The organism is Curtobacterium sp. Curtsp57 (assembly GCF_047324335.1).
Classification (GTDB): Bacteria; Actinomycetota; Actinomycetes; order Actinomycetales; family Microbacteriaceae; genus Curtobacterium.
Window position 1 is genome coordinate 1,692,951 of record NZ_CP168511.1, and the last position, 16,491, is coordinate 1,709,441.

Genomic DNA, 16,491 nt, shown 5'->3' on the forward strand with positions numbered 1-16,491 from the left:
GCTCGCAGGGCTTCGGGCTCGCAGGGCTTCGGGCTCGCAGGGCGGGGCGTCCGCTGGTCAGGTGTGTGCCGCTGCCCCCGGCTGGGCGTCCGCATCTGGAGTGTCGGACGACGAGCACGTGATCTGCGTGATCGTCGCGTCGCCGGCGAAGGACTCCACCCCGCCCGCGAAGACGGTCACGGGGACGCTGCTCTGCAACGGCGCACCGATCACCAGGTCGTGGGGATCCGGCACGTCACGCCACTCGTCCATGACCAGGAACTGGACCGAGGCGTCCGCGCAGTCCTCGCCCGGACGGAGCGTCCAGCCGATGCACCCGGTGAGGTCACACCCGTCGGGCTGCTCCTCGTAGGCGAAGTCGTCGGCCGGTGTCTGGTCGACGTCCACGCGGTGCGGGACGTCCCCGAGACACGAGGCGGTGTCGATGCCGCTGTAGTCCTCGTCCCCGAGCTCCGCGATGTACAGGGGTCGGCCCGCGGAGACGTGCACGGCACGGGTCACGGTCCTGGTGTCGTCTCCGAGCGCGGTGTCGGCGAACCCGATCGTCACGGAGAGGTCGCAGTCCGTCAGCGCGTCGACCTCCCAGCTCCAGCAGTTCGAGTCACCTGGTGTCGCCGCGCAGGTGGCGTCCCACGCGTCGTCGCTGACCTGGGTGATGTCGATCTGCCCGTCGTCCGAGGTGTAGGGAGCCGCGAGCTCCTCGTCCTCGGGGAGGTCGCCACGAACGCTCCCGACGGCGCCGGCCAGGGACCGCCCGGCGTCCGACACGACCGGGGCGACGCCGGCCGATGCGCCGGCCACGAGTGCGGCCGCGGCGATGGCGGCCGTGATGCCGGTGGCCACGCGGGCCGACCTCCCGAAGCCGGCCCGTGCCGCCGGGGCCGAGACGGAGGTCGGTCCCCACTCCCCGGCCGTCGCGGCGATCGATCGCGCCGTGTCCGTGGCGAGGTCCCACCACCGCACGCAGGACACGATGTACAGCGCTCCCCCGGCCGCGATCGGGGCGACGGCGAACACCGCCGGCACGTCCGCCGCCGTCAGCACGACGACGGCGACGATCCCGAGGACCAGCAGCACGAGTCCCGCCACGCCGAGCAGCTCGATGCGCCGCCGCCGCGTGGGCATCGCGGCCCGGAACGCCCGACGGTCGGCACGCCAGAAGCGCCACCCGGACGGCGCGGGCGGGATCCCGGGTCCAGGGGAGAACCCCGGGCCGGGTTCGGCGAGCTGGTGCGCCGCGACCCACTCGGTGGACGGCGTCGGCCACCCCGGAGGCGTCCGGAAGCGGAACGGCGGGCGGTGGTCGGTCACCCGCTGACGCTAGCGAGGCACACAGCGGGCGCACAGGCCCCTCTTCGGGGCCGCGGCGTAGCGTCGTCGACATGGCACTGGACGTCCGGAACGACACCGATCAGCAGCAGTACTCCCTGGTGGAGGACGACACCGTGATCGGGTTCGCCGCCTACGAGATCGCCGACGACGAGATCCGCTTCGTGCACACCGAGGTCGACCCCGCGCACCGGGGAGGGGGCCACGCCTCGGTCCTCGTGCAGCACGCGCTCGACGACGTCCGCTCGGGCTCCTCGCGCCGTGTCGTCCCGCAGTGCAGCTACGTCGCGGCGTGGATCGAGCGGCACCCCGACTACCAGGAGCTCACCACCCGCTGACGTCGTCTGTCAGGGTCGGGCGTCAGTACTGCCGGTCGTGGGTCCCGGCGCGTGCCTCGTGTCGGCCGCCGGTGCCCCTGACCGTCGGCACCTTGATGAGCACCGTCCCGCTCAGCAGGTCGTGGTCGTCGTCGGCGGGCGTCGGTGCTTCACGGGGCAGGCGGGCCTGCCGTTCGTACTCCGCCTGGGTCTCGTGGCGCGTCGGCGCGAAGACCTCGTCCATCATCGAGACGACTCCACCGGATCCCCCGCTGCTGGTCGACTTGTTCGACAGGTCGATCCACCCCAGACGATCGGCGATCCACGTCACGACGACCGCAGCGGCCACCGCCCCCAACAGGATCAACCAGTTCACGCAAGCGAGGCTACGTGGCGCCTCTGGTCGGCGGATCAGCCGCGCGGAGGATTCTCATGATCCACACGTCTCGTTCTTGGGGATGACGTCCACACTCGAAGTGCGGCGGCCGGGAACCCCCCTCTCCCGGCCGCCGACCACCTTTCCCGCACGATCTACGGGACGCGCTGGAGCCACTCCTTGGTCGCGAACTTCGACTCGACGAGCTCCTGCGCCCGCTGTCGTTCGGCGTCCGTGACCGCTCCCGGCGTCGCGCCGTAGAGCGTCGTGAAGGTCCCGATCAAGGACTCGATGATCGCCGCCCGCGACAACCCCGTCTGCGACCGCAACGGGTCGACGCGCTTGGCGGCCGAGGTCGTGCCCTTGTCGCTCATCTTCTCGCGACCGATGCGGAGCACCTGGACCATCTTCTCGCCGTCCATGTCGTAGCTCATGGTGGCGTGGTGCAACAGCGCCCCGGTGCCGAGCCGCTTCTGCGCAGCGCCGCCGATCTTGCCCTTGGTCGAGGTGATGTCGTTGAGCGGCTGGTAGTACGCGTCGATGCCGAGGGACTTCAGCGCCTCGATCACCCACTCGTCGAGGTACGCGTACGAGTCAGCGAACGTCATGCCCTGCACGAGGTCGGTCGGGACGTACAGCGAGTACGAGATGATCGCGCCGGCGTCCATGAACATCGCGCCGCCGCCGGAGATCCGCCGGACCACCTCGACGCCGTACTTCGCGGCACCCTCGGGATCGACCTCGTTCTTCAGCGACTGGAAGGAGCCGATGACCACCGCGGGCTGGTCCCACTCCCAGATGCGGAGGGTCGGCCCGCGTCGGCCGGCACCCACCTCCTCGGTGAGGACCTGGTCGAGGGCGAGGTGCTCGTTCGGGCTGATCGGCCCCTCGTGGATGATCTGCCAGTCGTAGTCGCGCCACGTCGACGCCCGGGAGAGTGCCCGGCGGACGGCCACGCCGACGGACTCCGGCGTGAAGCCGAGCAGCACGGCGTCAGCCGGCAGGGCAGCGCGGACGGCTGCGGCGATGCCGGCTGCGTCCGTGGTGGCAGGCAGCCCGTTCACGGCGGCGTCGATCAGCGGGAGCGCGTCGTCCGGTTCGAGGAAGAAGTCACCCGCCAGCCGGAACTCCTGGATGGTGTCGTCGACCACGTCGAGGTCGACGACGACGAGCTTTCCGCCTGGGACCTTGTACTCACCGTGCACGGTTCGACCCTACGCGCAGCGACCGGTCAGCGAGCGCCCCGTCAGCGAGCGACGCGCTCCAGCCACCCGACCAGGTCCGCGACGACCTCGTGCCGGTTCGTCTCGTTGTAGATCTCGTGCCGAGCGCCCTCGTAGACCCGCACCACCACGTCGGTCAGCCCGCCGCGACGGCGGTACGCGGCTGCCAGCTTCTCGACGGACCGCGGACCGCCGAGGCTGTCGTCGGACCCGACCTGCAGCAACACGGGGACATCGTGCGGGATCCCCCGGCGAGGCACCCCGAGCAGACGCAGCGTGTCCGGCAGTCCGAACAACCCCATCACGTCGGCGTCGACCGTGAGCGGGTCCGCGTCGAACGCGTCGACCACCGCCCGGTCCCGGCTGAGCCACTCGAACCGGGTCGGACCGAGCGCGGCGTGCCGCTTGTTGAGGTCGCCGCCGTTCATCCATCCGGGCAGGCGGTACGCGGTCGCCGACAGCACGACGCCGTCGTACGACTCGCTCGAGGTGTTCAGGATGCGCTGCGCCATCAGCGACCCCCACGACTGCCCGAACAGCACGAGCGGGACACCGGGGGTCTCCTGCCGCGCCACGGAGGTCATCTGCTCGACGACGTCGATCGCGGCCCGGAGCCCGCCGACGCCGAGCCTGCCGAGCTTCGCGTGGTCGCCGTCCCACTGCCCGAGCCCGGTCCGACCGTGACCGCGGTGGTCGTTCGCGACGACCGTCCAGCCGGCACGGACGAGCTCCTGCGCGAGCCGCTCGTACCGGAGCGAGTGCTCACCGACGCCGTGGGCGATCTGCACGATCCCCTTCGGCCGCCCGGCGCGCCAGGTCGAGTAGACGATCTCGACACCGTGCGCGTCGACGAACGAGGAGTCGCCGCGGGCGGCAGAGAACGTGGGCACGTGAGCATCCTCGCAGACGACCGGACCGACCGGACGGCCAGACGGCCTGACGTGTTCACCGGGCGTTCACCCGAGCCCGTCGCCGCGGGCCTACCGTCGCCGCCATGGACGTCCTCGTCATCGTCGTGCTCGTGATCGTGGTCGCGCTCGTGTTCGACTTCACGAACGGGTTCCACGACACCGCAAACGCCATGGCCACGTCGGTCGCCACGGGTGCACTCAAGCCCCGGACCGCCGTGCTCATCTCCGCCGTGCTCAACATCGTCGGCGCGTTCCTGTCCACCGAGGTCGCCAAGACCGTCTCGCAGGGCATCATCCGCGAGGGACAGGACGGCATCCACATCTCGCCGACGATGATCTTCGCCGGGCTGGTCGGCGCCGTCCTCTGGAACCTCGCCACCTGGTACTTCGGGCTGCCGTCGTCGTCGACGCACGCCCTGTTCGGCGGGCTCATCGGGGCGTCGATCATCGGCGCCGGCCTGAACTCGGTGGACTGGGCGACCGTCGTGTCGAAGGTCGTGCTGCCCGCGCTGCTCTCCCCCGTGATCGCCGGCGTCATCGCCCTGGTCGCGACCTACCTGGCGTACGCCCTCACGAAGAACGCCACGACGCACGGCGCTGCGACGGGGTTCCGCCACGGCCAGACGATCTCGGCCTCGCTGGTGTCCCTGGCGCACGGCACGAACGACGCGCAGAAGACGATGGGCGTCATCACGTTGACCCTCATCGCCGCGAACTACCAGGACGCCGGCACCGGACCAGCGCTCTGGGTGATCCTGGCGTGCGGCCTCGCGATCGGCCTGGGCACCTACATGGGCGGGTGGCGCATCATGCAGACGGTCGGCAAGAAGATCTCCGACGTGCAGTCCCCGCAGGGCTTCGCCGCGGAGACCAGCTCGGCCGCGACCATCCTGGTGTCCTCCCACCTCGGATTCGCGCTCTCCACCACGCACGTCACGAGCGGCTCGGTGATCGGCTCCGGGCTCGGCAAGAAGCTCGCGGACGTGCACTGGAACGTGGTGAGCCGGATCGTCGTCGCGTGGGTGATCACGCTCCCGGCCGCAGCGGTCGTCGGGGCGCTGGCGACCTGGCTCGCGTCCACGTCGGTGATCGGGCTGATCGCCGTCGCCGTCCTGGCGCTCGCGGCCGGGCTCACCTTCTACGCCTTGGCGAAGCGCCGGCCGGTCTCGCACGAGGACATCACGACGGACGAGACCGAGCGCGAGCCGGTCGAGGCCAAGGGCTGAACGGGAGACGACGATGGACATCGACTTCGGGAGCATCGCGATCGTCGCGGGCGTCGGGTTCGTGGCGGCGGTCGGCGTCGTGCTGGTCTACACACTCGGTCTGCGGCTGCTCGGGACGGGGCAGCCCGTCGACACGGGCGGCGAGCGGACGCAGTACGGCGAGGAGACCCCGCGGTCCGGGCACACGCCCCCGATCGCCCTCGCCGGCGCCGGCCTGTGCTTCGCGGTCTGCATCGCCGCCGTCCTGTACGGCATCTGGATGACGATCCCTCAGTTCCACTGACGGCGGCGCAGCGGAACGCCTGTCGAACCGGCGGCACGCTCGCCTGCGATGATCGGACCGTGACCGCCCATCGCATCGACGCCTCGCTCGACACCGCCATCGACGTCTTCACCGCCGAGCGGGATCCGGTGCTCCGCGTCGCACCCGGGGACACCGTGACGATCCGCACGCTGAGCGCGGCGGGCTACACGGAGCGCCAACAGCACCCGGGCGACCACCCGCCGACGCTCATCGACGGGCGACGAGGACACTGCCTCGTCGGTCCGATCGCCGTCGAGGGTGCCCGGCCGGGACAGGTCCTCGCCGTGCGGTTCGACGACCTCGTCCCGGACGACTGGGGCTACACGGGCTCCGGCGGCGTGGACACGCCCGTCAACCGGGCGCTCGGTCTGACCCAGGAGCGCGGCCCACTCCTCTGGGACATCGACGCCGGCACGGGTGTCGCCCGCAACCAGCTCGGCCTCGGCGTCCGGACGGCGCCGTTCCTCGGGGTCGTCGGCGTCCCACCGGAACCGACGGGCGAGCACTCGACCATCCCACCGCGACCGCTGGGCGGCGGGAACATCGACTGCCGCGAACTCGTCGCCGGATCGACCCTCTTCCTCCCGGTGACGGTGCCGGACGCGCTGCTCTTCGTCGGCGACGGACACGCCGCCCAGGGCGACGGCGAGGTCTCCGGCACGGCGATCGAGTGCGGCATGACGACGACGGTGACGCTGTCGCTCCTCGACGAGGCTCCGGTCGACGGCATCCACGCCGACACCCCTGCCGGACGCATCACGTTCGGCTTCGACGCCGACCTGAACGCCGCGACGACGACCGCCCTCGACAGCATGGTCGACTGGATCGCCGGCCTGCACGCCATCACCCGCTCCGAGGCGCTCGCGATGGCCAGCGTCGCGGTGAGCATGCGCGTCACCCAGGTCGCGAACCAGACATGGGGTGTGCACGCCCTGCTCCCCCACGACGCGATCACGGCCTGACGCCACGCGCGTTCCTGCCCATGTCGCCCGACTGGGAAAGCGGAATCGCGCGTCGGAGGTCGGAACTTCCGACCGCCTACGCGCGATTCGACTTCCTACGCGCGAAAGAGCCCTGCACGCGGAACGGTCAGTGGGCGGAGTAGCCGCCGTCGACCAGGTGGTAGCTGCCGGTGATGAACGAGGCCTTGTCGCTCAGCAGGAACAGGACCAGCGCCGCGACCTCGGCGTCGGTGCCGAGGCGCTTCGTGGCGTGCTCCTCCTCGAGGGCGCTGATCGCCTCCGGGGTCATCGCGTTCCGCAGCAGCGGGGTGTCGATGAAGCCGGGGCCGACCGCGTTCGTGCGGACACCCTGGGCCGAGTACTCGAGCGCGGCGACCTTGGTGAGCCCGGCGAGCGCGTGCTTCGACGCGACGTAGGCCGCGTTCTGCGCGATGCCGACGGTGCCGAGCACGGACGCCATGTTGACGATCGAGCCGCCGCCGGAGGCCAGCATCGCCGGGATCTCGTAGCGGAGCCCGTAGAAGACACCGTCCAGGTCCACGGCACGGACGCGGTCCCACGCGGCGATGTCGTACTCGCCGATCTTCTGCGGGGCGGCGCCGATGCCGGCGTTGTTCACGGCGAGGTGCAGCGCGCCGTACGTGTCGACCGCGAACTGGACGGCCCGCTCGTTGTCGGCGGCGACGGCCGAGTTCGCCTCGAACGCGGTGGCGGTCCCACCGGCCTGCTCGATCTCCCCGACGACCCGCTGTGCCGCGTCGAGCTTGATGTCGGTGACGACGACCTTCGCGCCCGCGGTGGCGAGCTCCTTCGCGATGGACTCGCCGATACCGCTGCCACCACCGGTGACGATGGCGACCTTGCCCTCGAACTCGGACATGAACTGCTCCAATCTTCTCGACAACACCTGTTGTCTACGGTCCAGAACGATACACCTGCATGGATGATTCCCGACGGCAACAAGTTCGTTCGCTGAACTAATTTGCTAGGCTAACGATCGTGACCATGCCCGAGACCACAAAGCGCTCCGCGCCGCACGCGTCGCTGAGCACGGACTTCCGCATCGCGGTGAACCGGCTGTCGCGGACCCTCCGCGCGCAGAAGGCCGACACGACGGTCAGCGACGCGATGTTCTCGGCACTCGCCCGGCTGCACCGCGACGGCCCGATGACCCTCGCGGAACTCAGCCGGAACGAGGGCGTCACACCCCCGTCGATGACGAAGACCGTCGCCGCGCTCGTCGACCGCGGGCTGCTGTCCAAGGGCGGGCACGGCGACGACCGCCGCAAGGTCCTCATCGGCGCCACCCCGGCCGGTGCCGACTTCGTCGTCGAGACCCGCCGCCGCCGCGACGGCTGGCTCTCGCCGCGCATCGCCGCACTCACCCCGGCCGAACGGCGCGTCCTCGCCGAGGCCACCGAGATCATGAGGAGGCTGGCCCACCAGTGACGGCCATGTTCCGGTCCCTCTCGGGACGCAACTACCGCATCTGGTTCGCAGGTGCCCTGGTGTCGAACGTCGGCACCTGGATGCAGCGGACCGCGCAGGACTGGATCGTCCTGACGCAGCTCACGCACGACAACGCCATCGCGGTCGGCATCACGATGGCGCTGCAGTTCGGACCGCAACTCCTCCTGCTGCCCTGGACCGGACTCGTCGCCGACCGCTTCGACCGCCGCCGCACGCTCATGGTGACCCAGGCCCTGATGGGGATGCTCGGCCTCGGGCTCGGCATCATGGTCGTGACGAACACCGCCACGCTGCTGTGGCTCTACGCCTTCGCCCTGGCACTCGGCATCGTGGCCGCGTTCGACACCCCGGTGCGCCAGGCCTTCGTCTCCGACGTCGTCACCGGCGAGCACGTCGCGAACGCCGTCGCGCTGAACTCCGCGTCCTTCAACGCCGCCCGGCTCATCGGACCGGCGGTCGCCGGCGTCCTCATCGCCGCGATCGGCTCCGGCTGGGTGTTCATCATCAACGCGGCCTCGTTCGCCGCGGTCCTCGGCGCCCTGCGGTTCGTCGACCCCGAACAGCTCGCGGACCGGGTCCGTGCGAAGCGCGGCAAGGGGCAGATCACCGCCGGCTTCAGGTACGTCCGCACGCGCCCCGACATCATCGTGGTGCTCTGCATGATCTTCGTCGTCGGCACCTTCGGCGTGAACTTCCCGATCTTCACCTCGACGATGGCGCGGGTGGAGTTCCACAAGGGTGCAGGCGAGTTCGGCCTGCTCAACTCCGTGATGGCGATCGGTTCGGTGCTCGGCGCACTGCTGTCGGCACGACGGGACCGTCCACGGATGCGGCTGCTCGTCTTCGCCAGCGCCGGGTTCGGCCTGGCGTGCACGGCCGCTGCCTTCGCCCCGACGTACTGGACGTTCGCGATCGTGCTGGTGTTCGTCGGGCTCGCGTCACTGACCTTCATGACGACCGCCAACGCCCTCGTCCAGACCACCACGGCGCCCGCGATGCGAGGCCGGGTGATGGCGCTGTACATGGCGATCTTCGCGGGCGGCACCCCCATCGGCGCCCCGATCGTCGGCGCGGTCGCGGACGCGTGGGGCCCCAGGTGGGCGATCGGCGTGGGCGCCGCGTCCGGGTTCGTCGCCCTCACCATCGCCCTGGTCTGGCTCGTCCGGTTCCAGCACTACCGCGTGCGCTACGACGCCGACAACCGCCTGCACATGGCCGTCACCCACTCGATCCCCGTGGTCGGGACGCGCGCGTCGCGCGCGGAGATCCGGCAGGACCTCGAGCGCGACGAGGCGGTCGCCGACCGCTCCAGCGCCGTCTGACCCGGCCAGGAACCGAACGGGAGGCCCTGCGCGGGGCCGCCACGAGCCTCCCGTCCGGCGCGACCTGCGCTCAGTGCGTCGGTTCCGCCGCCGCGAAGACGCGTGCGTCGAGCGCTCCGGAGACGCGGTCGGCGACCGCCGCGAGCCGCTGTCCCGCTGCGCGGGCCGCGTCGATCGCCTCGGCCGGGGCCAGCGCCTGGAGCGCGCGGCGGGCACCGCGGAGGTCGTCGAGCTCCTCGGTGACGGCAGCGGGCGCGACGTCGGCAAGGCATTCCTCGGCGCGGAGCGCGAGGAAGAGCATCGAGCGGGGACTGCGGTCGTCGAGCAGCAGGAACGCGGCCGCCTCGGACGCGGGGGCACCCGACCCGGTCGCCCGCTGGAACGCCTCGCCCGCCCCGCATGCCCGGAGCGCGGTCCCCCATGACGCCGCGGACTCGGGGTCGAGCAGGTCGGAGGCCAGGAGCCTCGCGGTCGCGGCGCACCGTGCGAGGGACCGGCCGAGCGTGAAGAACTCCCACACCTCGTCACGGCTGGCGTCGCCCTCGACGACACCGATCGCCAGCGCACTGCGCTCGCGGACCCACCCCAGGAACTCGTGCTCCCGGCCTGCGGCGATCTTGCGCGGCATCCGGGACCTCGTGACGTTGAGGCAGTCCCACAGCTCGGTGGAGACGACGTCACGGGCCCGTCGAGCGTCGTCCCGTGCCACGGCCACCGCTGCCGCGATCGAGGCGGGCTGGTGCCGGTCGAGGGCCAGGGACTCGAGGGTCGCGTGCCGATCGAGGGCCGTGGCAGGACGGACGGTGGCACCGGCGACCACGCGGAGCTCACGGCTGACGATCCGCTCCCCCGAACCGGAGGCCGCGTCGGACCGCGCCAGGTACACGTCGAGCAGCCGTGCGAGCACATCGGCTCGTTCGATCGCGGCACCGACGCGGAACACACTCCCGGCGAGTCGGCTCAGCACCGCGGCTCCTGCATGTCGCGAACCTACTGACCGCTCGTTGCAACGGTGTTTCCGGGCCGCGTCACGGGTGTTGCGCCCGAAACCCGTGCCCGTCATCACTAGACGCTCTAACTAGATCGTCTAGCATTGTCGGCATGACGACGGAGGTGACGACACGCGCCACCGGATTCTGGTACGACGACGGATCCCGGATCGACGCGGTCGACGTGCTGAACGCCCTTCGGCGGTACCGCACCGCCGAGAGCGCGTCCCAGCGCCGGGCGCGCGAGTCCCTCGGCATCGGCGAGAACGCGATGGCCGCGCTGCGGGTCCTCGTCGACGCCGACGCCGCCGGCCGGACGGTGAACGCCAAGCAACTCGCGGAGCGGCTCGGGATCACCGCCGCGTCGACCTCAGCGCTCGTCGACCGACTCGTCCGCACCGGTCACGTCGAACGCCACCCGGACCCGACGGACCGACGCGGTGTCATCCTCAGCGCGTCCGGACCCGCGATGCGCCGCGCACTGCTCGTCATCGACGACCTCGAGTCCGGGCCCCTCAGGGTGGCTGATCGGCTCTCCGCGGAGGATGCCGCTGTGATCGTCGGGTTCCTCGACGAGATGACCGCGATGGTCGACGCTGTCGACTCCGGATCCCGCGCGTAGCCTGATCGCATGAGCGAGGCGCGGGACACCGATCACCCCCGGACGCACGAGCCCGAGGACGACATGCCCTTCGCCGAACTCGACAACCGGGCGCGGGCCGAAGCCGCACTCCGTCGCATCCGGGACGGCAGCGACCCGACCCGAGAGGCGTTCGACCTCGCGAACACCATGAACGACGAGGCCGTCGGGCGACTCGGGGCCCGCGTCAGGGGCTGGCTCCGCCGCTCCCGCTAGAAGGCCGTCCCGACCGCCGCGATGTCGTCGTCCCCGTGCCCGGCGGTACTCGCGTCCGCGTAGACCCGGCCGAGTGCGTCGAGGAGCGTCGTGGACACGCCGGCAGACCGTGCCGCTTCTGTGATGAGGCCGATGTCCTTCCGGAGGCCGTCCAGCGCGAACTGCGCCGGGTACTCCCCCGACAGCATCGACTTCCCCTTGGTGTGGGCGTAGGCGGAGTCGCTCGCCGATCCCTCGATCGCCTGGAGGAAGAGCTCCGGGTCGATCCCGAGCCCCTTCGCGATCGCCAGGGACTGCCCGGTCGCGGCCGTGATCGAGGCGATCCACGCGTTGGCGGCGAGCTTCAGCGCGGTCCCTTCGCCGACACGGTCGCCGGCGCGGACGGTCTTCGCGCCGATCGCGTCGAGCACGGGGTCGACGCGGTCGAGCACCTCGGCGGGACCGGCCGCGAGCATCGTGAGCTTGCCCTGTTCCGCAGGTGCCTTCGTGCCGAGCATCATCGCCTCGACGAGCGTGATGCCGTACTTCGCGGCGATCTGCACGATGGTCTCGGTGCCGTCCACTCCGACGGTCGAGCACTGCACCCAGACCGCGGTCGCCGGTGCCTCGCCGGCGGACTGCTCGAGGACGTCGACCACCGCGTCGGTGTCGAAGAGGGTCAGCAGGACGACCTCGGCGTCCGCGACGGCAGTGCCCGGGTCGTCGGCGACCGTCGCTCCCTGGTCGCCGAGCGGCAGCGCACGTTCGCGGCTGCGGTTCCAGACGGTGACCTCGTGTCCTTCGCGGAGCAGCGACCCCGCCACGCCGGCTCCCATGGCCCCGGTTCCCAGTACCGTCACGCGCACGTGCGTCTCCGTTCCGTCGCGACACCCTGTCGTCGACGCATCGCACGCTACGCGCCGCGGGTCAGAGCAAGCCGCGGGTCAGAGCAAGCCGCGGGCTGCGAGCCAGGCGGCGGGGTCGCGCGGGACGCCTCCGATGATGACCTCGAAGTGCAGGTGCGACCCGGTCGACACCCCGGTGCTGCCGACGGCGCCGATGCGCTCGCCGGCAGCGACCACCTGGCCGACGCGGACGCCGATCTGCGACAGGTGCCCGTAGCGCGTCTGGGTGCCGTCGGCGTGCTGCAGGAGGATCTGGTTGCCGTACCCGCCGAACACCCCGGCCGAGACGACCGTGCCGGGCATCGCCGCGACGACGGTGGTCCCGGTCGGTGCTGCGAAGTCGAGACCCTGGTGGTTGGTCGAGCACGCGGCACAGCCATGCACCCAGCGCCCGCCGAAGCCACCGGCCGCCGGGATCGTCCCGGCGACCGGTCGCACCACCGAGACGCCCGGGGCAGGCACGCCGGCAGCCCCGACCAGACCCCGGGCGGCCTGCGGGGCACGAGCGATCGAGAAGCCGTCGCGGTCGACGGACAGGGCGACACCGTCAGGGGCGACGTACTCCTGCGTGTCCATCACCGCCATCGCCCGGTCCTCGGGCGGCGCCGCCATCGCGGACTGCGGTGAGGCGACCGTCACGAACAGGCACGCAGCGACCGCGGTCGCGGTGATCGGAACGGTCCTGGGGGTGCCGATGGCGCTGCTGATGCTACGCAGCGGGATCGTGAGCGCCTGTGTGGCCGTCCGCAGCGCGAGGGCGGCAGGTGCGGGCCTGACCGGACGCAGGTCACGACGGCTCGGCAGGACGGTGGGGGCGGGACCCGCGGGACGCAGGTCACGACGGCTCGGCAGGACGGTGGGGGCGGGACCCGCCGGGCGCAGGTCGCGACGGCTCGGCAGCACGGTGTCGGGACGGGCGAGCGGCGTCGCGACGGTGGCCGGACGGGAGGCTCGGATCCACTCCGCCCCGGATCCGTGCGTCACCCGCATGGTCGGTGCAGCGGCACGCGCGGTGTCGCGCCCGCGGGGGCGTGCTGCGGGCGTGGGTTCCGGAACGGCGGGAGTCGGCACCGCCGCTCCGGACATCGAGGACGCGACGGCTGCGTTCACCGCGTCGCGAGCTGGGCCGCGCGGGCGCATCGGGAGGCCGTCGATCGTCATGTCGGGTGCCGTGGCGGATCTCAGGAACGGACGACGCCGTCGGCGACGATCCGGTCGAGCTCGGTCACGACGGCGTCGACGACGGCGCGGGTGATGGCGTCGGCGACGGCTTCGACGAGGGCGAGCTGGTCGGTGCCGACGGCGTGCCCCTTCGGGAGCGCGGCACCGATGCGGGCGGGGATGTCGTCGATGGCGGCGACGAGGGCTGCCGGGACGAGCGCAGACGGCGCGTCGACCGGGGCCGTCGTCGGCGAGGTCGGCGCCGGGGTGACCGTGGCGCGGACGGCGACGGGGCGCTCGCGGTGGCGGGCGATCGAGTCGAAGAGGGGCGTGGTCGACATGCTGCGTGCCTTCCGGGTCAGGTCTGCGGTGCGCCTGGTCCGGTTCGGGCGGTCAGGCGGTGCCGATCGGCACAGCCCTATTCAATCACTGATATTTCGTATGTGCAATAGGAGTCTTCCAGTACACATCGATCAGTCTGGTTCGACGGCCTCACTCGGGTCGTCGCGGTGCAACACGCGGCGCACCCGCTCGACGATCGTCGCCGGCGGGTTGTTGTACGCGTTCGCCGGCTCTTGCCCGCTCATCTCCTGGATGGCCGCCATCACCGCGTCGGTGGCGTGACGCCTCGCCCGACCGGACGACGCCTCGCCGAAGGTGGACAGGTCGATCGGCTTGCCGAACTCGATCGTCACGCGGGCGAGCTTCGGGATCCGGGAGCCGACGGGCTGGACGTCCTCGGTGCCGGTGAGCGCGACGGGCACGACGGGCGCACCACTCGTCAGCGCCAGCCATGCCACGCCGGTCCGACCGCGGTAGATCCGGCCGTCCAGGGAGCGTGTGCCCTCGGGGTAGATCGCGAAGGCCTCTCCCTCGTGCAACCGTGCGAGGCCGAGGTCGAGGGCGTGCTGCGCCGCGGCTCCTGCTCCCCGCTCGACCCCGATGGCGCCGATGCCGCCGAAGAACGCGCGGGACAGCGCACCTCGGAGCCCCTTGCCCGTGAAGTACTCCTGCTTCGCGAGGAAGGAGACCTTGCGCGGCGCCATGATCGTGATCGCCGGGGAGTCGATGAACGACCGGTGGTTGCTCGCGAGGATCACCGCGCCGCGCTTCGGGACGTTCTTGCGGCCGATGATCTTCGGGCGCCAGACCGCGCGGGCGAGCGGCGCCACCACGGCACGTGCGAGCACGGTGGTGAACATCGTCGAACCGGGCACCTGCTGCCTCCTCGTGGCGGGAGGTTCCGAGTGTAGTCAGGCGCCAACGGGTTCCATGCCGCGCGGGGCATGGAACGGCCGGTCACTCGGCGGCGGCCACCACGTCGAGCACGGCACGTCCGTAGGACTCGAGCTTCGCGGCACCGACACCGGAGATCTCGGCGAGCTGGTCGACGTCGGACGGTCGAACGGCCGCGATGCCCCTGAGGGTCGCGTCGTTGAAGACCACGTACGCCGGGACGCCCTGCTCGCGTGCCTGTGCCGCACGCCAGGACCGGAGTGCCTCGAACAGGCCGAGCGCTTCCTGCGGCATGTCGGAGACCACCTGGCGGCGCGATCGGCTGGCGCGGGGCGCCTTGACCGGGTCACGACGCATGAGCACCTGCACGCGTCCACCGAGCACCTCGGCGCTGCTCTGGCTGAGCACGAGCGTGCCGTAGCCGTCGCCGGACACCGCGGCGTACCCCTGCGCGAGGACCTGCCGCGCCACCGTGCGCCATTCGCCCTCCGACAGGTCCGACCCGATGCCGAAGGTCGCCAGGGACTCGTGCTGGAGCTCCTGCACGCGGGGCGAGTGCTTGCCGACGAGGATGTCCACCAGGTGCGCGACGCCGTACCGCTGCCCGCGCTCTCGATCGAGGCGGACGATCGTCGACAGGAGCTTCTGCGCGGGGACCGTGCCGTCCCAGGACTCCGGCGGGGCGATGCACGTGTCGCAGTTGCCGCACGCGGTGGATTCCTGCCCGAAGTACGCGAGCAACCGGACCCGTCGGCACTCGATCGTCTCGCACAGCGCGAGCATGGCGTCGAGGTGCGCACTGAGCTGCCGACGGTGCGCCGCGTCCCCCTCGGACTGGTCGATCATCCGGCGCTGCTGCACGACGTCGTTCAGCCCGTAGGCGAGCCACGCCGTCGACGGCTGCCCGTCACGACCGGCACGACCGGTCTCCTGGTAGTAGCCCTCCACCGACTTCGGCAGGTCGAGGTGCGCCACGAACCGGACGTCGGGCTTGTCGATGCCCATCCCGAACGCGATCGTGGCGACCATCACGATGCCCTCTTCGCGGAGGAACTGCGACTGGTTGCGCTCGCGCACCCGCACGTCGAGGCCCGCGTGGTACGGCAGCGCCGGGATGCCCTGGTCGACGAGCGCCGCGGCCGTGCGCTCGACGGAGTTGCGCGACAGGCAGTAGACGATGCCGGCGTCACCCTTGTGCTCCGTCCGGATGAACGTGAGGAGCTGCTGCAGCGCCCCGGTCTTCGGCTCGATGCGGTACTGGATGTTCGGCCGGTCGAAGTCCGCGACGAAGTGCGCCGCGTCGTCCAACCCGAGGCGGGCGGAGATCTCGCGGTGGGTCTGCGGCGTGGCGGTGGCGGTCAGGGCGACGCGCGGCACGGTCGGCCAGCGCTCGTGCAGGACGCTCAGTTCGAGGTAGTCCGGACGGAAGTCGTGGCCCCACTGCGCGACGCAGTGCGCTTCGTCGATGGCGAAGAGCGCGATCTGCGCACGGTCGAGCAGCGCACGGGTGGACTCGAGCCGCAGCCGTTCCGGCGCGAGGTAGAGCATGTCCACCTCGCCCTGGACGACGGCGCGCTCGACCCTGGCGCGCTCGTCCGGGCCCTGCGTGGAGTTGAGGAACGCGGCCTTGACGCCGTTCGCCGCGAGGGCGTCGACCTGGTCCTGCATGAGCGCGATGAGCGGCGACACGACGACCCCCACGCCGTCGCGGACGAGCGCAGGCACCTGGTAGCAGAGCGACTTGCCGCCACCGGTCGGCATCAGGACGAGGGCGTCCCCACCGGTGACGACGCGGTCGATGATCGCCGCCTGTTCGCCGCGGAAGTCGTCGTAGCCCCACACCCGGTGCAGGACGTCGAGTGCGGCGGCGCGCGACGGCGACACCGCGGGGGGCGCTGCAGCGGCCGAGGTGGTGCTCATGCCCA

The 16,491-nt window shown here is 71.4% G+C and carries 19 protein-coding genes; 8 read left to right on the plus strand and 11 right to left on the minus strand.

What is annotated here, in order from left to right:
* Positions 1-57: 57 nt before the first annotated feature.
* The gene (locus ACEN9V_RS08000) at positions 58-1,311 is read right to left on the minus strand and encodes a hypothetical protein (RefSeq protein WP_413602798.1); all 1,254 of its coding nucleotides are present in this window, start codon (positions 1,309-1,311) and stop codon (positions 58-60) included.
* Positions 1,312-1,382: 71 nt separating this feature from the next.
* Between ACEN9V_RS08000 and ACEN9V_RS08005 the strand changes: the two genes are divergently transcribed.
* Positions 1,383-1,667, plus strand: coding sequence for a GNAT family N-acetyltransferase (locus ACEN9V_RS08005; RefSeq protein WP_281266961.1), 285 nt, complete (start codon positions 1,383-1,385; stop codon positions 1,665-1,667).
* A 22-nt stretch (positions 1,668-1,689) separates the two neighbouring features.
* On the opposite strand, the gene ACEN9V_RS08010 is transcribed toward ACEN9V_RS08005, so the two are convergent.
* From ACEN9V_RS08010 to ACEN9V_RS08020, 3 genes are all read right to left on the minus strand, one after another.
* Entirely contained in the window at positions 1,690-2,022 is a 333-nt protein-coding gene (locus ACEN9V_RS08010; protein ID WP_281266960.1) for a hypothetical protein, read from the minus strand.
* Positions 2,023-2,177: 155 nt separating this feature from the next.
* Positions 2,178-3,227, minus strand: a complete 1,050-nt coding sequence (locus ACEN9V_RS08015; protein WP_281266959.1) for a biotin/lipoate A/B protein ligase family protein — start codon at positions 3,225-3,227, stop codon at positions 2,178-2,180.
* A gap of 41 nt (positions 3,228-3,268) precedes the next feature.
* A complete protein-coding gene (locus ACEN9V_RS08020) occupies positions 3,269-4,135 on the minus strand; it encodes an alpha/beta fold hydrolase (protein ID WP_413602799.1) in 867 nt (288 codons plus the stop codon).
* A gap of 104 nt (positions 4,136-4,239) precedes the next feature.
* Here ACEN9V_RS08020 and ACEN9V_RS08025 point away from each other — a divergent pair, with 104 nt between their 5' ends.
* From ACEN9V_RS08025 to ACEN9V_RS08035, 3 genes are read left to right on the plus strand one after another with little or no spacing between them, the layout of a single operon-like run.
* Positions 4,240-5,382 carry an inorganic phosphate transporter gene (locus tag ACEN9V_RS08025; protein WP_413602800.1) on the plus strand — a complete coding sequence of 381 codons (1,143 nt, stop codon included), beginning with the start codon at positions 4,240-4,242 and terminating at the stop codon, positions 5,380-5,382.
* A 13-nt stretch (positions 5,383-5,395) separates the two neighbouring features.
* Positions 5,396-5,665: a hypothetical protein gene (locus tag ACEN9V_RS08030; RefSeq protein WP_413602801.1), complete on the plus strand. Its 270-nt coding sequence runs from the start codon at positions 5,396-5,398 to the stop codon at positions 5,663-5,665.
* A 59-nt stretch (positions 5,666-5,724) separates the two neighbouring features.
* Positions 5,725-6,648: an acetamidase/formamidase family protein gene (locus ACEN9V_RS08035; RefSeq protein WP_413602802.1), complete on the plus strand. Its 924-nt coding sequence runs from the start codon at positions 5,725-5,727 to the stop codon at positions 6,646-6,648.
* A gap of 127 nt (positions 6,649-6,775) precedes the next feature.
* On the opposite strand, the gene ACEN9V_RS08040 is transcribed toward ACEN9V_RS08035, so the two are convergent.
* Positions 6,776-7,528 carry an SDR family NAD(P)-dependent oxidoreductase gene (locus ACEN9V_RS08040; RefSeq protein ID WP_281266954.1) on the minus strand — a complete coding sequence of 251 codons (753 nt, stop codon included), beginning with the start codon at positions 7,526-7,528 and terminating at the stop codon, positions 6,776-6,778.
* A 125-nt stretch (positions 7,529-7,653) separates the two neighbouring features.
* Between ACEN9V_RS08040 and ACEN9V_RS08045 the strand changes: the two genes are divergently transcribed.
* Positions 7,654-8,097: a MarR family winged helix-turn-helix transcriptional regulator gene (locus tag ACEN9V_RS08045; protein WP_281266953.1), complete on the plus strand. Its 444-nt coding sequence runs from the start codon at positions 7,654-7,656 to the stop codon at positions 8,095-8,097.
* A gap of 5 nt (positions 8,098-8,102) precedes the next feature.
* Complete coding sequence (locus ACEN9V_RS08050; protein WP_413602803.1) at positions 8,103-9,440, plus strand: MFS transporter; 1,338 nt, start codon at positions 8,103-8,105, stop codon at positions 9,438-9,440.
* Positions 9,441-9,510: 70 nt separating this feature from the next.
* Here the strand turns inward: ACEN9V_RS08050 and ACEN9V_RS08055 are convergent, their stop codons facing one another.
* A complete protein-coding gene (locus ACEN9V_RS08055; protein WP_413602804.1) occupies positions 9,511-10,407 on the minus strand; it encodes an alpha-E domain-containing protein in 897 nt (298 codons plus the stop codon).
* 134 nt (positions 10,408-10,541) lie between these two features.
* Between ACEN9V_RS08055 and ACEN9V_RS08060 the strand changes: the two genes are divergently transcribed.
* Together ACEN9V_RS08060 and ACEN9V_RS08065 are read left to right on the plus strand one after the other, a co-directional pair.
* On the plus strand, positions 10,542-11,051 hold the full coding sequence (locus ACEN9V_RS08060; RefSeq protein ID WP_413602805.1) for a MarR family winged helix-turn-helix transcriptional regulator: 510 nt from the start codon (positions 10,542-10,544) through the stop codon (positions 11,049-11,051).
* Positions 11,052-11,060: 9 nt separating this feature from the next.
* A complete protein-coding gene (locus tag ACEN9V_RS08065) occupies positions 11,061-11,285 on the plus strand; it encodes a hypothetical protein (protein WP_413602806.1) in 225 nt (74 codons plus the stop codon).
* Here ACEN9V_RS08065 and ACEN9V_RS08070 read toward each other — a convergent pair.
* From ACEN9V_RS08070 to recQ, 5 genes are all read right to left on the minus strand, one after another.
* Positions 11,282-12,124 (minus strand): NAD(P)-dependent oxidoreductase, encoded by an 843-nt coding sequence (locus ACEN9V_RS08070; protein WP_413602807.1) that lies wholly within the window; start codon positions 12,122-12,124, stop codon positions 11,282-11,284. The genes ACEN9V_RS08065 and ACEN9V_RS08070 overlap by 4 nt on opposite strands.
* Positions 12,125-12,208: 84 nt before the next feature.
* Entirely contained in the window at positions 12,209-13,330 is a 1,122-nt protein-coding gene (locus tag ACEN9V_RS08075; RefSeq protein WP_413602808.1) for a peptidoglycan DD-metalloendopeptidase family protein, read from the minus strand.
* Between the two features lie 20 nt (positions 13,331-13,350).
* Positions 13,351-13,671, minus strand: a complete 321-nt coding sequence (locus tag ACEN9V_RS08080; protein WP_402728162.1) for a hypothetical protein — start codon at positions 13,669-13,671, stop codon at positions 13,351-13,353.
* A gap of 132 nt (positions 13,672-13,803) precedes the next feature.
* Positions 13,804-14,547: a lysophospholipid acyltransferase family protein gene (locus tag ACEN9V_RS08085; protein WP_413602809.1), complete on the minus strand. Its 744-nt coding sequence runs from the start codon at positions 14,545-14,547 to the stop codon at positions 13,804-13,806.
* 82 nt (positions 14,548-14,629) lie between these two features.
* Positions 14,630-16,486 (minus strand): DNA helicase RecQ, encoded by a 1,857-nt coding sequence (gene recQ, locus ACEN9V_RS08090; RefSeq protein WP_413602810.1) that lies wholly within the window; start codon positions 16,484-16,486, stop codon positions 14,630-14,632.
* Positions 16,487-16,491 lie beyond the last annotated feature (5 nt).